The following is a 2839-nucleotide window of genomic DNA, read 5'->3' as shown; positions in this document are numbered from 1 at the left end:
GCCAGGCATGGATCAACGACCCCGCCAAGCGACGTCAAACCGAACAACAGATCTCATAGCATCACATTCGTTTCATTTGACTTGACAGGCACCGAAGGATCCGCTGATCAACGAGTCCACATGCCTGCCCCTCCGTAGCGGAACAGGCACACCCGAAATCGGAACATTCGCCGCGCCGGATCCCTGTGCTGCCTCCGCGCAAACGACTGGGTGCCAGAGTGGCCAACTATCCGAAAGGAACCCTGAGTAGTTGTCACCGGCAGAGCCGGATGACGTGGCGAATGAGACCGAACGAAGCAGCGTGGTTGTCACCGACGAGGCACGCGGCTTGTCACAACTGCTCATTCAGCAGCCTTTCTGTCACCAGTCCCGCGACCAGCGGCTGGAGGGGTGCGCAGCCGTAGGCGTTCTCCTTGAGGCCCGAACATGATCAGATACTCGACCGGTCCGGCGGATCCGGCGTTCGCGACTCCGTGGGGGATGCGGGTGTCGAACTCGACGACGTCCCCGGCAGTCAGGACGAGGTCCTGGCTGCCGAGTGCGAGCCACAACCGCCCGTACATGACGCACAGCCACTCGTAGCCCTCGTGGGACATCTGTCGGGGCCGCCCAGGCGGCTCCGCGACGGCAGGCAGGACGTGCTTGTGGGCGTGCAAGCCGCCGACGTACCGGGTCAGCGGCAACACTGCCTTGTCGTCGCCGAAGCTGTGCGGCGCCGTACTGCGGGGCTCGACCGCAGGGGCGGGTGCGGTGCCGACCAGGTCGTCCAGGGCGACTCCGTATTCCTTCGCCAGCTGCAGCACCACCTCCAGGGTGGGCTTGCGTCGGCCGGTCTCGATCCGCGACAGCGTACTGGGCGAGATGCCGGTCGCGCAGCTGACATCGGCGAGTGTGACGCCACGGCGCTCGCGCACGACCCGCAGCCGCGGCCCCATCGCCGCCAGCGTCTGGGCCACGTCGTCACCTGCCACCGTCCCCGTTCCTTCCCGCCATGCCGCTTCACCGCCCTGTCCTGCAACCTTGCCAGAATGGCAACGCTGATCGCGCCGAGTGGCCGCCGCGCCGCATGATCGATGGGTTCCCGCCAGCCGCCCGCGTACCGAGGAGAAGTCCCCCATGCGATCCGAGCCGACCGCCGCACTCCGCCACCGCACCGTCGAGGCCCCTGCCGGTCGCCTGCACCTGGTAGAGCAGGGCACCGGCCCGTTGGTCCTGCTCGTGCACGGCTTCCCCGAGTCCTGGTACTCCTGGCGCCGCCAGCTCCCGGCCCTCGCCGCGGCCGGGTACCGGGCAGTGGCGATCGACGTGCGCGGCTACGGCCGCTCCTCCAAGCCCGCCGCGACCGACGCCTACCGAATGCTCGACCTGGTGGAGGACAACGTCGCCGTCGTACGCGCCCTCGGCGAGGAGAGCGCGGTGATCGTCGGCCACGACTGGGGCTCCAACATCGCCGCCGCCTCCGCCCTGCTCCACCCCGGAGTCTTCCGCGCGGTCGGCTTGTTGAGCGTCCCGTACGCGCCGCCCGGCGGCCCCCGCCCCACCGACATCTTCGGCCAGATGGGCGGCCCCGAGCAGGAGTTCTACGTCTCCTACTTCCAGGAGCCCGGCCGTGCCGAGGCGGAGATCGAGCCCGACGTCCGGAGCTGGCTCGCGGGCTTCTACGCGGCCCTGTCCGCCGACACCATGCCCGCCGAGGGCGAGCCCGACCCGCACTTCGTCGCCCTGGGCTGTCAGCTGCGCGACCGTTTCCCCGCCGGCCCGCTCCCGGCATGGTTGAGCGAGGAGGACCTCGACGTCTACGCCGGGGAGTTCGAGCGCACCGGCCTGACCGGCGCCCTCAACCGCTACCGCAACATGGACCGCGACTGGGAAGACCTCGCCCCGCACCGCGGAGCCCCGATCAAGCAGCCATCCCTGTTCATCGGCGGCGCCCTGGACGCCTCCACCACCTGGATGTCCGACGCCATCGACGCCTACCCCGCCACCCTCCCCCGCCTGTCGGCCTCCCACCTCCTGGAAGGCTGCGGCCACTGGATCCAGCAGGAACGCCCCGACGAGGTCAACAGCCTGCTGACCGACTGGCTCGCCACGATTCAGAGCTGAACCAGGCGGGCTACCTGGGCAGCTTGGCGGTGCGTTTCGGGTGGGCCGCGCCGAGGTAGCGCATGCCGGTCTGCTCCATAGCGCGGCCACCGCCGTCCTGGAAATAAACATCCTTGAACTCTTCGGCAATGATTCCGTGCATCTGCCGGTCGCTGGCCCCCGCGTCGCGGGCGTCGAACAGGCGCTGCGCGTACGCCGGGGGGAGGTGCACGGTGAGGCGGCGGAACCGTCCGTCGTCGGTCGTGCCGACCGGCGCACGGGTCTTGGGCGGCTCCCGGGTGAACGCCTCCCGGTCCGCCCGCTCGATGGCCGTCCTCGATCTCTCCCACGATGGTACTCAACTCCCTTCGGCGGTTTTGGGGGTGAGGTCCTGGCCGTCGGGGTCGACGAAAAATCCTGTATGGCTAAGGAGTGCGACGGCCATGTCCTTCATATGTCTTCGACCACACTCCCGCGGATGGCGGCTAGCTCCAATACCGGTGATTTAGTGGTTTTCCCGGCGGGTCGGGCTGGTCTTGGTCGGCTTGGTAATCGTGACGGTTGGCTTCTCTGGGCGGGGTGGGTGGCAGTGTTCGGCTCGTTTGAGTTTCCAGTTGGCCATCTTGCGTTTGATCACGCGAGGGTTGGAGCGTTGCCGCCTTGGCGGCAGGAGTCGTTCACGGATCTCACGCAGGGCGTGTGCCAGGGCCCGGCCGAGTCGGCAGGGGGGAAAGCGCCGCCTGCCCGGTGACGTGGC

The 2839-nt window shown here is 68.4% G+C and carries 2 protein-coding genes and 1 pseudogene; 1 reads left to right on the top strand and 2 read right to left on the bottom strand.

Translation table 11 applies throughout. The annotated features are described in order from the left end of the window. Window positions 1–341: 341 nt before the first annotated feature. Window positions 342–971 (bottom strand): helix-turn-helix domain-containing protein, encoded by a 630-nt coding sequence (locus ACH4EW_RS32415; protein ID WP_398263142.1) that lies wholly within the window; start codon window positions 969–971, stop codon window positions 342–344. Window positions 972–1116: 145 nt separating this feature from the next. Here ACH4EW_RS32415 and ACH4EW_RS32410 point away from each other — a divergent pair, with 145 nt between their 5' ends. Next, entirely contained in the window at window positions 1117–2103 is a 987-nt protein-coding gene (locus ACH4EW_RS32410) for an alpha/beta fold hydrolase (protein ID WP_398263140.1), read from the top strand. A 10-nt stretch (window positions 2104–2113) separates the two neighbouring features. Here ACH4EW_RS32410 and ACH4EW_RS32405 read toward each other — a convergent pair. Further along, window positions 2114–2359, bottom strand: a pseudogene (locus tag ACH4EW_RS32405) (hypothetical protein); the annotation flags it as partial. Between the last annotated feature and the right edge of the window lie 480 nt (window positions 2360–2839).

The sequence above is a fragment of the Streptomyces sp. NPDC018000 genome, assembly GCF_044328025.1.
Lineage (GTDB): Bacteria > Actinomycetota > Actinomycetes > Streptomycetales > Streptomycetaceae > Streptomyces.
The sequence above is the reverse complement of the archived record's forward strand: the minus strand, read 5'-3'. Positions and strand labels throughout refer to the sequence as shown.